Source organism: Streptococcus sp. HMSC070B10, from assembly GCF_001808665.1.
Classification (GTDB): Bacteria; Bacillota; Bacilli; order Lactobacillales; family Streptococcaceae; genus Streptococcus.
The window spans coordinates 1-854 of the sequence record NZ_KV794127.1; the positions used below are offsets into that span (position 1 = coordinate 1).

Consider the following 854-nt stretch of genomic DNA (forward strand, 5'->3'; position numbering starts at 1 on the left):
CAGCAAACAGAAAAAAGAGTTTTTGGCTCTACTCACTCAAATCGTCCAAAAAGGGCGGTCTGTATCTGTCTTTTGTATCGTTGCGACGCAAAGTCCGAAAACTGATACTACCCTTTCAAGTGACATCAGAAGTCAGTTTGCGACCAAAATATTATTAGGTTCTGCGAATGCAGAAACGCAAAGAATGGCATTTGATGGCGAGGTTGCAACAAAGGGCGGTGTTGACCGTTTCAAAGGATTTTATATCTCTGATGGGAAGACAGACGAAACCCCGCTCTCCTTTGCTGTGACTGATTTGCATACATATCATCTAAATGACCTTAAATGCTTTGAAAAAGCGTATAAAATGGGTTTGTAGTCAGATGAGCATAAAAAATAAACAGAATAGGAATAATAAAAAAAAGTCATATCTTTCATGCTAAAATTTTAGTTATGAAAGATATGATTTTAAATATTAAAAGAGAAGCAATTGCTTTAGATTTAGATGCTGATTATACAACTATTGAAAATCAGTTAATTGATTTGAAGCAACAGATAAAAATTTTAGATGAATTTTTAGATTTAAAAATCTTAGACGTGTAAGATTTTATTTCCAAAATTCCCACCATTTTTTTGATATCTCTATCAGTTTTGTATCACGATTATATATAATTTGCTGAAGATTTGCTATTTGCATATCTTTAGTTTTTAATTGTTCTTTTAATAGTTCTATGATATCACTAGTGATATCATTATTGCTATCATTGATATTATCGGTGCTATCTGCTTTGATATCGTCTTCTAAAATAATTCTTTTTATAAACTCATTTACAGAAATGCCTTTGTTTTTGGCTTTCTGTGTGATGATGTTTTTT

At 31.5% G+C, this 854-nt stretch carries 2 protein-coding genes and 1 pseudogene; 2 read left to right on the plus strand and 1 reads right to left on the minus strand.

Translation table 11 applies throughout. The features are described from left to right. Positions 1–358, plus strand: a pseudogene (locus HMPREF2613_RS00075) (cell division protein FtsK); the annotation flags it as partial. Positions 359–432: 74 nt separating this feature from the next. Then, positions 433–582 carry a hypothetical protein gene (locus HMPREF2613_RS11425; protein ID WP_186822055.1) on the plus strand — a complete coding sequence of 50 codons (150 nt, stop codon included), beginning with the start codon at positions 433–435 and terminating at the stop codon, positions 580–582. A 4-nt stretch (positions 583–586) separates the two neighbouring features. On the opposite strand, the gene HMPREF2613_RS00080 is transcribed toward HMPREF2613_RS11425, so the two are convergent. Further along, a partial coding sequence (locus HMPREF2613_RS00080) for a hypothetical protein (protein WP_070478069.1) occupies positions 587–854 on the minus strand: 268 nt, incomplete at its 5' end.